General features: G+C 55.2%; 12 protein-coding genes. 5 read left to right on the top strand and 7 right to left on the bottom strand.

Annotated features, from left to right (window positions below; genetic code table 11):
- The first annotated feature begins 258 nt into the window (after positions 1–258).
- Complete coding sequence (locus tag AAC076_RS16795) at positions 259–744, top strand: hypothetical protein (protein WP_339847925.1); 486 nt, start codon at positions 259–261, stop codon at positions 742–744.
- A gap of 56 nt (positions 745–800) precedes the next feature.
- Here AAC076_RS16795 and AAC076_RS16790 read toward each other — a convergent pair whose 3' ends face one another.
- Complete coding sequence (locus tag AAC076_RS16790) at positions 801–1,556, bottom strand: LysR family transcriptional regulator (protein ID WP_339847924.1); 756 nt, start codon at positions 1,554–1,556, stop codon at positions 801–803.
- Between the two features lie 105 nt (positions 1,557–1,661).
- Here AAC076_RS16790 and AAC076_RS16785 point away from each other — a divergent pair, with 105 nt between their 5' ends.
- Complete coding sequence (locus AAC076_RS16785) at positions 1,662–2,669, top strand: zinc-binding alcohol dehydrogenase family protein (RefSeq protein WP_339847922.1); 1,008 nt, start codon at positions 1,662–1,664, stop codon at positions 2,667–2,669.
- 71 nt (positions 2,670–2,740) lie between these two features.
- Here the strand turns inward: AAC076_RS16785 and AAC076_RS16780 are convergent, their stop codons facing one another.
- Both AAC076_RS16780 and AAC076_RS16775 read right to left on the bottom strand, forming a co-directional pair.
- Complete coding sequence (locus AAC076_RS16780) at positions 2,741–3,133, bottom strand: ectoine synthase (protein WP_339847920.1); 393 nt, start codon at positions 3,131–3,133, stop codon at positions 2,741–2,743.
- A 109-nt stretch (positions 3,134–3,242) separates the two neighbouring features.
- Positions 3,243–4,550, bottom strand: a complete 1,308-nt coding sequence (locus AAC076_RS16775; protein WP_339847918.1) for a carboxylate--amine ligase — start codon at positions 4,548–4,550, stop codon at positions 3,243–3,245.
- Between the two features lie 895 nt (positions 4,551–5,445).
- Between AAC076_RS16775 and AAC076_RS16770 the strand changes: the two genes are divergently transcribed.
- Positions 5,446–6,759 carry a PAS domain-containing methyl-accepting chemotaxis protein gene (locus AAC076_RS16770; RefSeq protein WP_339847916.1) on the top strand — a complete coding sequence of 438 codons (1,314 nt, stop codon included), beginning with the start codon at positions 5,446–5,448 and terminating at the stop codon, positions 6,757–6,759.
- 378 nt (positions 6,760–7,137) lie between these two features.
- Here AAC076_RS16770 and AAC076_RS16765 read toward each other — a convergent pair whose 3' ends face one another.
- Positions 7,138–9,894, bottom strand: a complete 2,757-nt coding sequence (locus tag AAC076_RS16765) for a DUF2339 domain-containing protein (protein ID WP_339847914.1) — start codon at positions 9,892–9,894, stop codon at positions 7,138–7,140.
- A gap of 536 nt (positions 9,895–10,430) precedes the next feature.
- Here AAC076_RS16765 and AAC076_RS16760 point away from each other — a divergent pair.
- Together AAC076_RS16760 and AAC076_RS16755 are read left to right on the top strand one after the other, a co-directional pair.
- The gene (locus AAC076_RS16760) at positions 10,431–11,264 is read left to right on the top strand and encodes a 5-bromo-4-chloroindolyl phosphate hydrolysis family protein (RefSeq protein WP_339847912.1); all 834 of its coding nucleotides are present in this window, start codon (positions 10,431–10,433) and stop codon (positions 11,262–11,264) included.
- Between the two features lie 12 nt (positions 11,265–11,276).
- Positions 11,277–12,428 carry a toxic anion resistance protein gene (locus tag AAC076_RS16755; RefSeq protein ID WP_339847909.1) on the top strand — a complete coding sequence of 384 codons (1,152 nt, stop codon included), beginning with the start codon at positions 11,277–11,279 and terminating at the stop codon, positions 12,426–12,428.
- Positions 12,429–13,032: 604 nt separating this feature from the next.
- On the opposite strand, the gene AAC076_RS16750 is transcribed toward AAC076_RS16755, so the two are convergent.
- From AAC076_RS16750 to rho, 3 genes are all read right to left on the bottom strand, one after another.
- A complete protein-coding gene (locus AAC076_RS16750; RefSeq protein WP_339847906.1) occupies positions 13,033–15,072 on the bottom strand; it encodes a CHASE3 domain-containing protein in 2,040 nt (679 codons plus the stop codon).
- A gap of 201 nt (positions 15,073–15,273) precedes the next feature.
- A complete protein-coding gene (locus tag AAC076_RS16745) occupies positions 15,274–16,119 on the bottom strand; it encodes a transposase (protein ID WP_339847904.1) in 846 nt (281 codons plus the stop codon).
- Positions 16,120–16,288: 169 nt separating this feature from the next.
- Positions 16,289–17,200, bottom strand: a complete 912-nt coding sequence (gene rho, locus AAC076_RS16740) for a transcription termination factor Rho (RefSeq protein WP_339847902.1) — start codon at positions 17,198–17,200, stop codon at positions 16,289–16,291.
- Positions 17,201–17,341: the final 141 nt, after the last annotated feature.

Below are 17,341 nucleotides of genomic sequence, written 5' to 3'. Positions count from 1 at the left end.
CAAGTGGGTCAATTTTATTGGCCAAAAGTGGGTCAAAATTAATGGCCATTGACATGGGTATAACCGTGTGGGACCATGGATCTGATTTTCTTGAGGCGTTTGCTGAGTTTCACAATGGGGCCTGAGGGCATACCTGGAAAGTGCGTGGGGTGGTTGGGTCCTAGTGTAATGGTCCGAGATGAATTGGCGAAGGCGATTGCTCAAGTCCAAACGCATGCTGCCGATAGCGCTTGTATTAGTCTTGAGGAAGTGTGCAGCATGATTGTTCCCATCTCGGCCTCCAACCCCGGATTGATGCCGTCGGCGCGGGTAGCCCTACCTACCAATACCGTTTTGCCTAATTCTGCCGATGCGTCCCCAGTAGATGAGAGCAAAAGCGAAAAGACTCTGGATCTGGAAGGCATTCGCGTGACGTTATCGGCGTTAGGTAAAAGCAAGGCGGGAGAGGGCCAGAAGAATCAGGACATTGATGACAGCAGCTTGCCTGATCTCATCAAGCAGATGCTCAAGACGATCCGTGACCTGAAGTTACAGATTGAGCAGAAGATGGCCGAATTGCAGGCCGTGAAGGGGGACAGAGGAATGAGTCCCGACGAGCAGCAAGTGCGCTTGCAAGCATTGCAAAGTGAGCTGGCTATGCTCAACGGCGCCTTGAGCAATGCTTACGCGACTCTCGCCAAAGCCATGCAGGATATGCAGCTGAGCCCCTCGGATACACAAACCGCCATGGGGTTTATATTGTGAATCGCTGTTCCAGACCGAAGTAGTTCAAACCCGAAAAACCGCGTGGAATTGGGCTGCTATAACCCCTGACAAAACGCCGCCATCTCTCCAGCCAATTGCCTTAACGCCGGATTCAATCGTCGCCGATTGATCACCAGCAACATTAGCGGCGATGGCTCACCAGTCACCTCAGGCAATAGCCACACCAGTTCACCGCTGGCCAGATGCTGGGCTATGTCCAAGTACGATTTGTAGGCGATGCCCTGGCCGCGCAGGGCCCAGCGGCGTACGGTGTCGCCGTCGTCGCTGGTGCGATCGCCGCGCACGCGCAGGGTGGTGTGCTCGGGGGCGGCGAACCGCCAGCGGTCGTGCACTGCCTCACCCAGGCGGAAGCACAGGCAATTGTGTTGGCTCAGCTCACTGATGTTTTGAGGGCTACCGTGCTGGGCGAGGTAGGCGGGTGAGGCGCAGAGCACCCGGCGGTTATCGGGTGCCAGGGGCAGCGCGACGAAGCTGGAATCCTCTGGCTGACCGTAGCGCACGGCCAGATCAATCGGCTGCTGGTTGGCGTCGGCCTCCAGCGCCTGCTCGGCGTCGCGCAGTGCGTGAAAGGCGGCTCGTGCATGGGGTAGGTAGCGCTCACCCGCTTCGCTCAGGCGCAGCCGCCGGGTGGTGCGTTCAAACAACCGCGTACCCAGCTGTTCTTCCAGGCGCTTGATGCTGGCGCTGGCGACCGCGGGTGCCAGGTTTAGCTGGCGTGCGGCGGCAGAGAAGCTGCCGGCCTCCACCGTGTGTAGAAAGACGGCCAGATCGTCGATACGCTGTATTTTCATGATTTCCAATAAAGTGATTCGCTTTAATGCATATTTTTCTTCTTTAGCAATCAAGTCAAGCTGTCCTCCGATATCGTCACCATCCCTCATCAACGGAGCAACATCATGAAAGCCGTCGCCTATACCCAAGCTGGAACCCTGCGCGCCGATGCGTTGGTCAATATTGAACTGGATAAGCCCACTCCCGGCCCGCAGGATCTGCTGGTCAAAGTGGCGGCCATCTCAGTCAATCCGGTAGATACCAAGATTCGCAGCAATCGTCCGGCGACGATCGATGAGCCTCAGGTTATTGGTTGGGATGCGGTCGGTGAGGTGGTTGCCGTGGGTGCTGCTGTGCAGGGCTTTGCTGCTGGTGACCGGGTTTTCTATGCCGGTGCTCTCGACCGTCCTGGCAGCAACGCCGAGTATCAGTTGGTGGATGCACGCATTGTCGGCCACGCCCCGGCATCATTGAGCGACGCCGAAGCTGCTGCGCTGCCGCTGACCGCGATCACCGCCTGGGAGTTGCTGTTTGATCGTCTCGGCGTGGTCGAAGGTGGCGGTGCCGGGCAGACCTTGCTGGTGATCGGTGCCGCTGGTGGTGTGGGTTCGATACTGGTGCAGCTGGCGCGTCAACTGACCGAGCTGACCGTGGTCGGCACCGCCGCGCGTACCGAGAGCGCCGAATGGGCCAAGGAGCTGGGCGCGCATCATGTGATCGACCACAGTCAGCCGATGCTGGTGCAACTGCAGGCGCAAGGTATAGAAAGCGTTGAGCTGATCGCCTCGCTGACGCACACCAAAGACCACTACGCGCAGTACATCGAGTGCATCGCGCCCCAGGGCAAGTTGGGTGTAATCGATGACTTCGACAACATTGATATCACCCAACTGAAGAGCAAGAGCGCCTCTTTTCACTGGGAGTTCATGTTTGCCCGCAGTCTGTATCAGACCGCTGATATGGCCGAGCAGGGCGTGCTGCTTAACCGGGTCGCCGACTTGCTGGATGCCGGTGCCTTGCGTAGCACCTTGGGTGAGCATTACGGGGTGATCAATGCGGCTAATTTGATGCGTGCGCATGCTTTGTTGGAGAGTGGGAAGGCGCGGGGTAAATTGGTGCTTGAGGGCTTCTGAGCGAGGTCTTATTGACCCATGGAGGACCAGTTCACAGAAGCTGTGAACTGGTCATTTGCACCATTTATTCGTTACTCGCCTGTATCTGGCAGATATGCCCCGTCTTCATCGTGGACTTCACTGCCTGTGACGGGCGGGTTGAAGGCACAGATCAGGCGCATGTCTTCTGTGCCCCCGTAAAGCGTGTGCTGGTCGTGCTTATCAAGCGCGTAAAGAATTCCATCGCTGATCTCGTGGGTTTCACCTGTCGCTTTGTCCAGGATCTTGCCGTTGCCAGCAACACAGTAAACCGCTTCAAGGTGATGCTTGTACCAGAGATTGAGTTCGGCCCCGGCCGGAATAATGGTTTCATGGAAAGAAAATCCCATGCGGTCTTTTTTCAGCAGCATCCTGCGGCTTGTCCAACCCGGCCCACTTACCTCACGCTCTGATCCAATAATGTCTTGTACTCGAACAATTTTCATAAAATCACTCCGATGTTGAGAGACTGACTGTGTGGTAGTTGAAAACAACTGAGTCGGGCGACCGGGCAATCAACCGGCCACCCATGCCCAGTGAACTGACTCTGCGTCTTTAAACGTAGAAATCCAGGTCTTCCTGGGACTTCAGCAAATCCCGCATCTTGATGGGATCGTCCCCGAAGAAGAACACCAGACCCCAGTGGGTACCAAAGGCATTCCGGTCCGGGACTGTCTCCTCAGTCGGTGCAACCAGCTCGTGGTAATCAAAGTACGGATGGTCGATGCACTCTTTCGGCATTTCCAACTTGCTGACCACGCGACGGCGGGGATAGACACCGAAGCAACCCGCGTACCCTTTTGCACCCTCGACTTCTTTGGGGAAGAACGCAGCGACTTCCTCTTTGGTGCTCTTGGGATCAAAAACCAGCATGGAAGCCTGGTAGGCACTGAATCCATAGGCCTTTTCAATCAGTTCGAATGCTTTGAAGCCTGGTGGGCGATAGGCGACTTCACCAAAGTACATCTCGCCGTCAGCAGTCACAAAGTACTCGGGGTGAATCAGGCCGAACTTGATATCAAAGGTTTTGATCAGCAGTTCGATCTGCTTGGTAATCGCTTCGCGCCAACTCTCGAGTTCTCGGGTGGCAGGCACAAATACCGAATAGCCCAGGGTCACATACTCGGAAATGTTGAGGAACTGTATCTTGCCATCATGGATCCAGGCTTCAACAGCGAATTCCCAGCCACTGAGGTGGCTTTCCATCAGCAGCGGATACTCTTCGTCAGGAATCTGATCAATTTCATCCAGCGTGCGGATCATCCGGTGGCCAAGGCAACCGGCCTTGTCGAAAGCCTTTACGTGAATAGGGTCGTCCGGGTCGCCGTCAAGCTTGAGCAGAGTCTGGTTAACCCGCTTCATGAATCGAACAATATCTTCTTTCTCGTGGGCTTCCTCGAAGATGCCAACGCGAATGCCACCCAGCTGGGCACGGCGCTTCATCAGGGCCTTGTCGCGGAACAGAATGGACTGCCCGAACATGCGAGGGCTATCCATAAGGACCGAGTTGATGGCACCGGACCACTCAACCGTTTCCTCAAACAGCGGGACAGCAACATCAACGCCTTCTTCCTTAAGCCTGGTCGCAATTTCCATAGACTTGTCGTTGAGGCGTAAAAAATCCCAGGGAATGAAAGGTATGTTGTTAGCGGTGCAGAAATCTGCGGCCCACTCAGGCGCAACAACAATGTAGCGGCGGTCAAAGTTCTGTGCCGCCTTGATGGCATTAACGCTCCAGCCGAGCAGGGCGATATAGCCCTTGCTTGGATCCTTTGGCTTTTCGGTGCCTTTGACTGAGGGCATTTCCGGATCGCGCCATGAAAGGACTTCCGGTGACATTTCTGATTCGGGCGTAATCGCCATTTTATAACTCCTCGTTATTTGCAGTAAGGTATTGGAAGCGTTGCCGTTTTATTGGCTAACCACGATTCGGGCCTTCGCGCGAAACATATGCGTGACCATTACATTTGCAGACGAAATTGGAAGGTGGATTTGTACCTAGGGCCTTCCACTTATCGCTTTTCGAAGCCCTCGGGCGTCCCGGTGGAGATAGTCGTGCGCAAAGGCACTTTTACGATGGCCGGCTTCCGAAGGTATGAATGGATCGATATCGGCCCGACCCATGGAGCGGTTCACATGATTGGTTCGTACTATCAGCGTAGTCGCGACATGAACCAGTGTCGTTGCATCCGGCTCTGAGTCAGGACCCCAATTGTGACTTGGCATTTCGGGCGATGTCAGCCCAGTTGCCACGAGGCTATCGGTGATATCGGGCAGATGCAGCATGATCTGCCCCCAATAACCCCATGACTTTGCTCCAACTCGTCGGAGCGCAAAGGACAAGACTTGAAACCTATGTCTCCTATACTTGGGATGCCAAATAGTGACAGAAGTTCAGCCCGAGCAGCTTTCATCGGTGGGATTGTCTTTGAACTGCGATACCGTGAAGCGTTCGCTGTGCGGATACGTTTTTGCGCTTAACACGTACCCGCCACGGACGCTGAGTGGACTCGTAGATACTGCAAACGCGGGTTTGGCGAAATGGGAAATGTCCTTCGGACCCCATTTTTGCTTTCAGGCAAGTAGATGGCTGAAAAAAGGGATTCACCTCCAACGCTTCAACCGGCTTATGGGCTTGTTATTAGCCGGTTCGGGCTGGCTTGGCCTGCTAAGCTGAAATTAAATATCGGTGCCTATATCAAGGAATACCCTGCCTCGCCGATATCCACATACAGCCCGTAATAATATGGACGACAGCATGCTCAACAAAAAACTAAAACAACAACTTCAAGATCAAGAAGACGAGTTGGAGCAAGCACGCCAGCTATTTTCCATGATGCGATCCGAGGTGCTGGCCATCAAGCTGACGTCCGATCTGAAAATTGCGGACATCAACCAGAATTTCGCCGACGCTATGGGCTATAAAATTGATCAGCTCCTTGGTCGCCCGCTGAGCGAAATAGTCCCCGACTACGTGAAGCAACTTGATTGCTTTCGCAACTTCCAGACTGCCATTACCAACGGGACCTCAGTGCAAGACGACTATCGCTTCATCCGCCAGGACGGCACGCTGGCCTGGATGCACATTGCCTGGTACCCGCTGAAAAACCGCGCCGGCAAGCTGTCTTGTATTCAGGGGCACGGCCGCGACATCACTAAACGAATTCATGCAGCTCAGGAGAACCAGGAGTTCATCAATGCACTGATTCGTTCTACTGCGGTTATCCAGTTTGATCTAGCAGGCAATATCATTACTGCCAACAACCAATTTCTTGAGGCCATGGGCTATTCGCTCAACCAGATTACAGGCAAGCATCACAGCATGTTCTGTCCTGCAGGCACCTCGTCAACACCCGAGTACAAGTCCTTCTGGCAGACTCTGAATCGCGGGGAGTTCGTGTCTGATCGCTTTCAGCGTGTCGACAGCCGGGGCCATGATGTCTGGCTTGAAGCCTCTTATAACCCTGTTTACGACGTGGAAGGCAAGCTCTCCAAGGTAGTTAAATTCGCCAGCGTGGTAACCGAGCAGGTTGCACGCGAGGCGGAGGTCAACGAGGCTGCCAGTATCGCTTATGAGGTATCACTGCAAACTGATAGCAGCGCAGAGCGTGGCGCCGGCGTAGTGCAGGAAACGGTAGGAAGCATGCATCGTGTGTCAGAGCAGGTTGAGTCAGCCACACAAGGTATCGAAGCCTTGGGTAAGCAGTCCCTGCTGATAAGCTCCATCGTACAAACCATTAGTGGTATTGCTTCACAAACCAACCTGCTGGCCCTCAACGCTGCTATCGAAGCAGCCCGTGCAGGAGAACAGGGCCGTGGGTTCGCAGTGGTAGCCGACGAGGTGCGGCAGTTAGCTGGCCGCACCAGCAAGGCGACCGAGGAAATTATAAGCGTGGTGGAAAAGAATCAAACATTGGCGGATGAGGCTGTTCGCGATATGGCGATCAGCCGTGAACAGGCAGCCAAGGGCCTGGCATTTGCCAATCAGGCAGGCGAGGTCATCGTCGAAATTCGCGCGGGAGCCAAACAGGTCGTAGATGCCGTTGGACGTTTTACTAATGAGATTAAATAAGCGCCAGGACAACCTTAACCGCCGACTGAAGAAGTAGAGCGCCTGACAGGCTTGCCCATAGTGAGCCGGGACTGAGCGCCTCGCCGCGAAAATAGCTAGAGAGATGGATCCATCGCCTTATCGCAACTCATATGTTCGCAAGCTCCAGTATTTCCTGGCCCATCAAAAGGGATTAAATTGGGGTCAGATGAACATTAATCCGATGAGCTGTGGTTCTTCGGATCCTTTGCGGGTCGACCTCGTTTCTGTCCACTGGCCGATCAACCGGTCAGAGTCTCTATTTCGCGCTTGAACTTTTCTTCCCCAAAGCCAGGCCTCTCAGCGTGGTAGGGCGTATCGCTTCAAGAAATGCCCATCTGACCCCATTTATTCCTTACCTCAATCAGTGGCCCGCCCGCGGCTGTTTTCAACATCGCCCGGCTTCTCCGGCAGTGGCACCAAATACCCCACACCGAGCAACAGCAGTCCAACCACGATAAAGGACACGATCCGCTCAATGGTGCCGCTATTGGACAGGTCAACGAGCAGGAGCTTGACCACCACTATTGCTATCAGCGCCATGCCAACCATCCACAGGTCTCGTTTGAGTGACCGATTGGCCGCCACAAGCAAACCAACGCCTAGCAGCGTCCAGAGCACCGACAAGCAGGTTTGCACCAAGTCAAATTGCAGCATGTGCTCGATATGGAACTCGACCCCGGTAAAGGCGTGCACGGTGCGCAGCAATAATGTGTTCAGATAAATAAAGCCCAGCCCTGCCAATAGCCACGTAACTGATACTGGAGGAATGGCCGAAGGCAGCGCGTGACGAACACGGCGCCACCACAAGGTGGTACAAACCAGCACGCCAACCTGCCAAAGATCGAGCGGGTTCAGTAGGGGCCAGTAAGGCAAAGGGTCGACTAACGGCTGGATGAAACAGCCGATCAGCGTACTGACAAGTAGCGTGCCAAACAGAATTGCCACGGCGCTGTGGCGATAAAGTGGGTCCAGGTGTACGGGCCAAAGCCTTGTTTTAAGCGCCACACCAATAGCAGTGAGTAGTACCAAACCCACGGCAATCAGGTGCCAGCTATCCACGTCAGTATGCTGCTGAACCTGCCACCGCACTTCCAGCGCCGCAACGAGGGTCATGGTCAGGTAGCTCACCAGATGCCACGGCTTTTCTGTTTTGCTGATCACGCCGCTGAAAAAATCACGCCGGTTATATAGCCAATACAGCGTGACAAACGTCAGTGGCCAGGCGATATAGCCAAAGGATGAAAACGGATGCGAGCCAAAATACCTGTGGGTCAGGATCAGGCCCACCGCTAACGGCAGTAATGCCAGCAACACCGGTGCCAACGCCTGCCAGTGATAACGCATGCGCAACCATTGCAGGGCAATAAAACTCAGCGATACAAAACACAGCGCACCCGGCAGCATTTGCTGGAGTGACAGATGCTCCCCCATTTGCCAGAGCCCGCCGGCAAACCACCACAACAATCCCCAATCCAGAACCGGTAGATGCAGCAAGCGCACCCAGTAGCTATCCGGCTGCGCGCGCAAGATCCATGCGCTCCAGAGCGCGACTATGGCAATAGCGCAACTGCTGGCATAGCCCGGATTGATAAACAGATGCTCACCCGCTGCAGGCGTACTCAGCAACCATGAAACGCCCGCGCCCACTTGCACTACGAGCGCCAGGAGTCCGGCCCAGTTGCGCTGTTGTCGAGCCGACAGCCAGATGGCTGCAGCCCCCTGAAACGCCCACACCAAGGCAGTGACGTTATGATCAAACGCGTACGGGACGGCCAGCGTCAGCATCACCACGCCGATGGCAGTCAGGGACTCGCGTAACAAGAGCGCTCGCTCGGTCAGCATCTTCCACCAGATCGCAGTGATGCCGAGATAGAACAGACCAAAACCGAGCGCACTCCACGCCATGCCGTACTCGAACTGTTCTACCAGCAAAGCTTGCAAGGCAAAACCAATTGCTGGTGTGCCAAACAAGATAGGGCCGTCAATAAACCGATGCGGGGGCCAGCGCTTGCGCAGCCCGAATATCAATACCACCGCCACATAAAACAGCATGAACAACAGCAGGAAAGGTTCGGTGCTGGCGAACAGGTCAGCCTGATAGCGCATGACACCCCAGGCTACGCAGATAATAAAGGTAAAGATAAACCCCATCAGCGTGAGCGCTCGCCATGCCTTGAACCAGACGATGATCAAAATACCCGCATTGAGAATGGCGTAGTAACTGAACAGCATCACATGGCTGCCTTCGCCGGTAGATGCCAGAACAGGCGCGAGAAAACCGCCAAGAATACCAAACACCGCCAGAGACTTGGCGTCCTGCTTCACCGACATCAAGGCAGCAAACACCGACAACCCCACCAACAGCAAGAAGCCGAAGGAGGGCGGCATAATCGGGTAGACCTTCATACTGGCAAAGGTCACCAGATACCAGGTGCCCACAGCTGCACCTTGCAACAACAGTGCATAATCGCGGTGCCTATGCCGCAAACGCCAGCCCAGCAGGAACACCACAAACGCGGCTGCAGCGATGCCCAGGAAACGCAGTTCTATCGGCACACTGACGTTCTCTGAAGCGTATTGCACCAGGAAGGAGACGCCCAGAAACAGAATCACAATGCCGACGCGAGTAATCATATTGGTGCGCGCAATCAGCTTGCCAAGGCCGCTCGTTGCCCAAAGTGCGAATATTTTATCGCCAGTACTGGGCGCAGCGGGGGAGGTGGTAGCGGTGACCGGCCGGGAAGTGCTGGCAGCAACCTCAGGTTCAACCCATGGTGACTCGGCCGCCGTTGGTTCATTAACGTGTGGGGCAACGCTAGGGGTAGAGTCCGGCGTGGCTGTTTGACTGGTCACGTCGGCCGCTGGCGCGGCTTGGGCAGCAATGGGTTGTACCGATGGTTCAGCGTGCGCAGCTGACGGTGCGACAGCCTCTGCGGTACCAGTCAGCTTTTTGTTCAGGAAGGCTATTTGCTTTTGCTGACTGTCGACCAGCCGGCTCAGCTCTTGGAACTTTACTAACAAGCCCGCCAAAACCGCCAACCCTAACGCGGCTGCTACCTCACCCAGCGCGAAGCCGATAAGTAGCCCCGCTACCACCGCAATCACCATTCCCATCTGTGCATCCTGCATTGTTGGAATGGCAGGAGTATGGCGGATGCGGCTCAATGAACCAAGTAGTGGGACGCTAGTTTGGGCCTGATGTTTAGAGGGTTGATGGCTAATGGGACGTGGTTCAAGGAAGGGGGCCTGATTCAACCGAAGTGGCAGCAGATCACGCACGAAAGCAACTGCACGGCCGATCCCGCGGAAATTCTCATCTGCAGAAATTGGAAAATGTTTTTCTGACCCGATTTATTCCTTTCGGGCGCTTTAGTCATTGTTGAATACGTGGGACTGATGCGCGGGTGGCCTGCCATGCAACTGGACAACGCCCTGGTTTGAAGATAACTTCTGCATTTCCTTTAGACCTCCATATATAACTTCCTACACACATCATCAGAGGCACCAATGGCCCGATTTCCGCTCCGCGTCCTCGGACTGCTTCTGCTGACGGCCACCATCACCGTGGCGAGCTGCCAGGCGGTGTTCCACGGGGCCGAGCTGCCGTCGCTACCGGCAGTTGTGGAATTGACGGAAGACTGAACCAAGCCATGAAAAAATTGATACGCCAGAGCCGGGCCTGGGTGCCAGTGTTGAAATCGGCGGCGCTGTTCCTGCTGCCGTTTCCACTTTTGATCGCCTTCTTTGTGGCTCTCATCGCCGGCGAAGTCGGTCGGCTCGCCGCCATCAGCGGAGCCATCTTCGCATTCTTCGCCGCCGGTGTGCTCACCTGGCGAGGTCTGGTCGCTCAGGCGCGTTTCTTTTTAGGACAACAGCTCGATCCGCCGGCGGTGCCGCTGAAGACCGTGAGCGCGATCCTCACCGCGCTCGGCGCCGGTCTCGCGGCTGCCGCCGGGGGTCATGCTCTGGCTGGCGCCGGCGCTTTTGCTGCGCTGGCGGCGGTGGGATACTTCTGCTTCTATGGCCGCGACCCCAAGCGCAAGCGCATCGACCTGCCGGAGGTGGCCGGGGTAGACCGCGAAGCCGTCATCGTCCAGCTCAAGCAGGCCTATGGGCGGCTGCAGGGCATCGAGGCTGCCGCCCGGTCCATTGCCGTGCCGGAGTTCGTCGAGCGCTTGAAACGGATCATCGGCATTGGCAAGCAAATCCTCGCGGAGATCGAGCGGGATCCGCGCGATGCCGCCCGGGCGCGGCGGTTCCTGCACCTGTACCTCGACAGCGCCGAGAAGGTGACGGTGGAGTATGCGCGTACCCACCGCCAGATCCGCAGTCGCCCGCTTGAGCAAAACTTCCGACAACTGCTGGTCGACATGGAACAGACTTTCGAGGCGCAGCACCAGAAGCTGCTGGAAAACGACGTGCTCACACTGGATGTCGAGATCGAGGTTTTAAACGCGCGGCTCAAGCGCGAAGGCATAAACTGAGGAGGTCATGACATGAACGAACCTATTTCCAGTGCAAGTGGGCCCAGCGCAAGCGGCTCCAGTGTAGGCGTAGATCTGCCGCTGCCCGATACCGCGATCACGACCTACCAAGCCGCCACGGGTACCGAGCTTGCCAATATCGAGCGTGCACTGGCAGAGATCGACCTGAACGACAGCAACTCCATCCTGTTCTTCGGCACGGCCGCCCAGGGCGAAGTCACCATGGTGGCCGACGAAATGCTGGAGGGCGTGCGCAACAAGGACACCGGGCCGGCCGGTCAAGCGCTGAGCGAGATGGTGACGACCCTGCGCGGCTTTCCGTTGGAGGAGCTCGATCCGAAACACAAGCGCGGCTTTCTGGCGCGCCTGCTCGGCCGGGCCCGGCCCATCGCCCGCATCCTGCAGCAGTACGAAGAGGTGCGCGGCCACATCGACGCCATCAGCAATCGCCTTGACGACCACACCAGCGCGCTGATGAAGGACATCGGCATGCTCGATCGCCTGTATGACAAAACGCTGGCGTACTTCCAGACGCTGGCGGTGTACATCGCCGCCGGAGAGGAATCGCTGCGCCGCCTTGACGAAGAGACCCTGCCGGCTCTGGCTCGTGACGCCGAGAGCAGCGGCGAAATGCTGCAGGCCCAGGCGCTGCGTGATCTGCGCGCCAAGCGCGACGATCTGGAACGCCGCGTCCACGACCTGAAACTCACCCGCCAGGTGACGATGCAGAGCCTGCCGTCCATCCGCCTGGTGCAGGAGAACGACAAGGCCCTGGTGAGCAAGATAGGCTCGACCATGGCCAACACCATTCCGCTGTGGCGCCAACAGCTGGCCATGGCCGTCACTATCGCGCGCTCAATGGAAGCCGGCACCACCTTGAAGCAGGCCACCGACCTCACCAACGAGCTGCTGACCTCGAATGCCGACGCGCTGCGAACCTCCAGTGAAGTGATTCGCACCCAGGTCGAGCGCGGCGTGGTCGACATCGAGTCTGTGAAGCAGGCCAACGACGCACTCATCGCCACCATCGACGACGCGCTTCGCATCGCCAACGACGGCCGACTTCAGCGGGTCGAGGCTGAGAAGCAGCTGATCACGTGCGAGACCGAGTTGAAGCAAGCGCTGCGGGCGGCGCAGGCAAGCAGCACACAGCAGCCGGGCTAAGCCTTGATTTATTTTTCTTAAATTGGGGTCAGATGAACATTAATCCCGAAAGCAACTACACGGCCGATCCCGCGGAAATTCTCATCTGACCCCATTTATTCACATGAAGTAACGAACATAGCGCCGTCCCTCCGCCGGTATCATCAAATCAATGCTGCCAGGGCCGTTGGGCGTAGCGAGTAGGTGAATACGGTTGGTCATGAAAACCCATGAATGAATGGCCACGCTATATTCGTCGCAGTTATCGCAAAACTAATATCCGAAGGTGAACATGTCTGCTCTTCAGCGAAAAAGACTATGCGATTGTTCCCTCATTTGATCAGGTGCTGGGTTATTTTTGGGTAACTGAGTCGCCGCCGCCTGGCCATGTGGAATCCTTTCCGATGTTTAAGATGAATCTTTGCAGGCTGCGTTTAACGAAGGAAGAGTAGGGGCGAGGACCAGTTCACAGAAACTGGGGAATGTTCATCTGACCCCAAGTAATTCGCTCATAGCTAGCCCCTTATAAATCGGCAATAAGCCGAGTTATCCTTAACTGAACTAACAATGCACAGCGCCATGATGCTTGTTGACTACAAAACAAAATAACGTGCGTTCGCCGCAGCTAAGATACTTTGAAATTGCTCATTAGCCTCTGCAGATCGGCACTTAAAGTCGCGACCTCTTGGCTGGCACGCGCGGTCTGTTGTACGCCTGCCGTTGTCTCGTCGGATGCCATCTGGATGTTGGTGATATTCCTGTTGATCTCGTGGGTAGTCGAAGACTGTTCCTGCGCGGAGGCTGAGATCTGCGTACTCATTTCAAGAATGGTATTGACGGACTTTGTCACCGACGCCAGAAACTCCCCTGTTTGCTCGGCTTTTTCAAGTGTCGCGTTTGACTTATTCCTGCTCGCATTCATGATGCTAACAGCATTCCCAGCCCCCTCTTGCAGTTCCGAAATAATCACTTCAATTTCGGCTGTCGACTCCTGCGTACGCTGAGCCAGCGTTCTTACTTCGTCGGCAACAACGGCAAACCCTCGCCCTTGCTCGCCGGCTCTGGCCGCCTCAATAGCCGCGTTAAGCGCAAGCAAATTGGTCTGGTCCGCAATATTTCTGATCACGTCTAGCACGGCACCGATATTAACGCTTTGTGATTTCAGTTTATCCAGTGTCGCTGCCGATTCCGTCATATCGATTGCGAGCGCTCGGAGTGCCAGTAGGGTTTCATTAACCAGTTTATTACCTTCAGTCGCCTCTGCGTCCGCATCATTAGCCGCGTTAGTTGCAGACACAGTGTTGCGTGCAACTTCCTCAACAGCGGCCGTCATCTGGTTAATTGCGGCGGCCACCATAGTGGTCTCACTGTTCTGTTTCGATATGTTCTCACTTGAGTTCGAACTAACTTGTTTCATCTGTGCGGCAGCTATCGCAAGCTGGTTTGCAGAGTCCGCCGCTTCGATAATGATGGTCTGCAGCTTGGCGATGAATGCATTGAAATACTCTCCCATCTCGCCGATCTCATCTCGCCCCCCCACTACCACTCGCTTGGTCAGATCCCCATTGCCCTCAGAGATGTCGCGTAATATCGCATTGGATGCTCTTATCGGTTGAGTAATGCCGCGGATAACAAAGAACGCGATGACTGCGCCCAGTACGATCGCAGCCAAGGTGCCGAAAATACTGAAGCTTTTCGCAAATAATGAGGCGTTTTGTTGCTGTTCTGCGCGCACGGCGATCAAAAGCTCCTCCGCCTCAACGAGGTCTTTAACTACGCCTCGAATCTTGTCCATATAAAACTTGCCCTTACCTTCGCGCATCAGAGTCGTCACACCCTCAATGGTCATTGGGTAAAGATTCATCTCTCTACGGGCGTCGATTTCGGGTTGCGCCGCCTCGCGGATCCATGCGGCAACACTGCTCTCGAGCGCCTGAACCTCGGCATTAGAAACAAAAGAGGTCCTGGCCACGCGCTTAAGGTCCGCTATATGACCTTCAAGACTGACCTGCCCCTGCACAAAGGGTTCAAGCGAGACATCCTGACCGGTCAGCAGAAAACCACGCTGTCCTGTCTCCATGTTGACCAGGTCCAGCGTGATCAAGGTGATTAGCTCGGTACCACGTGGATTGCTTTCACTTTCAAACTTCGACTGAAGACCCGCCAGCGCAGCCCGAATACCATCGAAAATGTCCTTACCCACAGTACGTGAGGAGATGTCCTTGAAGTGCTGGACGGCCTCTGCACCGCGAGTTACCTCTCTACGCGCGCTGATCTCAGGCTCTGCTACCTCGGTCAGCCAGCTTGTTTGCAGTCTATCTACCTCTTTCCAGCGCGCCACCTGTGCCGGGTTGTCGCTGGTGAGCTTTTGACCGCTTTCAATCAAAGCTGCGAAGCGCTCTTTACCCGCGTTGTATGGCTCCAGATATTCGTCCTGCCCGGTAATCATGAATCCGCGCTGGCCGGTTTCCATATCCAGCATTGCTGCACTGACCGCCTCAGCATTACGGATCACCTGGTGTGTATGTTCCACCCAGTTGGAAGCTTGGATAAGAGAGGAGACACTAAAATAAGCGACTATCGAAACGGCGCACATGAGCGCCAGTATCAACCCATAGCCTGCAGAAATCTTGGAGCCAATCTTCATGTTGTGCAGAAAATTCATTTCCCCTCCACGGGGCTCCCTTCGAAGCCTGGGTAAGCGCCACTTTTCCGGCCTTTTTTTAATATAGATGCAAATATTATTATCGGCGAGGGCTCTTATGACTTTAACGGATATTCACGGAGAGCCTAGGTTTGTACCTTGGGATTGTTGAGCTATCCAGGCGAGAAGCCCTATCACATGATTTACATGCATGGGGCAGGGTCAGGTCTTGCTTTTTGCCCTGCTGACAATCCGACTTACTCGGGAGTAGTGCAAGCCAAAGTGGTTACCGATGGCTTGTAAGGTGTAGCCACCACTCTGATATGCCTGCAAGATCGCTGCGTCGCGATGAGCCGCTGCCGAAGCGTAGTGCTCGAGTGGCAGTGGCGGAGGTCTATGTTGACTGGCTGGAAACTCATCCAGCCTCTGTGCCAGATCGATTTCCTGCTGCATATCAGTGACGAACTGCTCGCTGCCCATGTAGATCTGATTTTTCAGTTCCTGCCAAGGGCTGGGTAATCCCTTCCCGTTGGCGACGAACCCTTTGTACCCATCAATAGCCTTACCGCGATCATCGCCAAATGCCGCCAGTATCCAATCCACATACACACCGGCCGGCGGTGCCTCGAGTCCCACCGTCGCGCGATAACTACTCCAGGGCCACTCGACGGCAGTAAGTACCATCTGGGCCCGCACCGGGTTCAAGACAATATACCGGGCTAGCTCCAGCAAGTAGCTTTCCTTTTCGACCAGGATCGCTTTGTAGCGTCCCTGAAATACATGGCCTACCCGGCCGTGCCGTCGATTGTGCTTCTGGGTATAGACACCGTTCAGTTGGCGCATGCCGCGGGAGAGATTGCCGTCTGGCGTTTCCACCAGAAGGTGGTAATGATTGCCCATTAGGCAATAAGCGTGACACAACCAGTTGTGCTGCTGGCTGACTTCGCCGAGCAAACCAAGAAACGCCGTACGATCATCGTCATCTTCGTATATAGGCTCACGCCGGTCACCACGGGCGGTGATGTGATAAAGCGCGCCGGCAAATTCCAGTCTGAGAGGTCGGGCCATTCCTTGGCTCCTTTGGTAAGCAAAGGGTCAAGGTTGCCGATAAACTCAGCTCTGGGCAACCACCGATGCGGGGGAGGGCAAAAGGCAAGACCTGACCCCGGTCATGCGCTTGGTTAAAAGTGATTACGTAGATCACCTCTACAGCGAGCGCCATGCAGATTCTGCGGATTCAATCTATGGGCGTCCCGGGGATGTTTTTCAGTAGCTCGGCATTTGTGGGGTACTTCTCAAGCAGCTCAACCAGTTTTTTTGTGCCCTCTAGCGGTTTGAGACCGCTAAGCGCCCGGCGCAACGCTCTTGTTTTGTCTAAATCTTTCGGATCCAACAGCAGCTCTTCACGGCGTGTACTGCTTTTCGAAATGTCTAGCGCGGGGAAAATTCGCTGATTCGCAACATCTCTTGATAAAACAAGCTCCATGTTCCCCGTACCCTTAAATTCCTCGAATATAACCTGGTCCATACGGCTGCCGGTATCAACCAAAACGGTCGCAAGAATGGTAAGCGAGCCGCCATTCTCAATGTTTCGTGCAGCGCCAAACAACCTCCGCGGGATCTCCATGGCTCGAGCATCAACCCCGCCAGACATAGTACGACCGCTGCTCTTTTGCTGTGCATTATGTACACGCGAAAGCCTGGTGAGGGAATCAATCACAATCATGACGTTATGACCCTCGCCAGCTTGTTGGCGAGCGGTATCAAGAAGCTCATCGGCAATGCGAACGTGATGAGCATAGCTTTCATCCGAAGAAGAGGCGTGTACCTCAGCCGGGACGCTACGCCTGAAATCAGTGACCTCTTCGGGTCGCTCATCTATCAATAGCGCGTAAAGTTTTATTTCGGGATACGCCTTTCCCACCGCCTGGCAAATATCTTTTAAGATCGTCGATTTTCCAGACCCCGGCGGTGCAACAATCAAACCCCGCTGCCCCATTCCAATTGGCGTGATCAAATCCATCGCACGCACCGTGAGTTTTTCCAAACCTGACTCCAAGCGAATCCCCGGCGCTGGATTGATAACCACACCGTTTAAAAACCGTTTTTTTGGATCAGCCTCAAACACAGCTTCGGCTTCCTTGGCCACTGGTTCAGCGTCTTTGTTTCGTTTGCGGGTTAAAGTTAATGTCGTTCTCGTCATGGCTGTCGGAAGCCCTTGTCTGATAGATGTTTTTCGAAACGGCCATCTAACGCTCCGGCTCGAGACGTATAACGTGAGTGGTGATCA

Origin of the sequence: uncultured Halopseudomonas sp. (genome assembly GCF_963977355.1) — a bacterium.
Lineage (GTDB): Bacteria > Pseudomonadota > Gammaproteobacteria > Pseudomonadales > Pseudomonadaceae > Halopseudomonas.
The sequence above is the reverse complement of the archived record's forward strand: the minus strand, read 5'-3'. Positions and strand labels throughout refer to the sequence as shown.